This is a genomic window from Bartonella sp. AA86SXKL, from assembly GCF_042196885.1.
The window spans coordinates 437-773 of the sequence record NZ_JBHIRE010000272.1 but is presented as its reverse complement, the minus strand read 5'-3'; the positions used below and the strand labels follow the sequence as shown (position 1 = coordinate 773).

Sequence of the window (337 nt, the reverse complement as noted above, 5' to 3'; positions counted from 1 at the left end):
GGAAGAATATGCACGCAAAAATAAATTTACAGATTTTATTGAAGTTAATATCAATAATCTTGCCGCTGTTCCTTCGATTGTTTTTGGTCTTTTAGGGCTTGCGGTTTTTGTTAATTTTTTTGGATTACCACGTTCAGCCTCTTTTGTTGGTGGTCTTGTGTTAGCTCTTATGACGCTTCCAACAATCATTATTGCAACACGTTCTGCTTTACGGGCTGTTCCTTTTTCTATTCGCGCAGCAGCTTTAGGATTGGGGGCATCAAAAACACAAGTAGTTTTTCATCATGTTCTTCCTTTAGCTGCTCCTGGTATTTTGACTGGTACGATTATTGGTGTA

General features: G+C 38.3%; 1 protein-coding gene. It reads left to right on the top strand.

Annotated features, from left to right (window positions below; all coding sequences use genetic code 11):
• Nucleotides 1–337, top strand: a 337-nt coding sequence (locus ACFIO5_RS11490) for an ABC transporter permease subunit (protein WP_375705480.1), incomplete at both ends; no start/stop codon positions are given.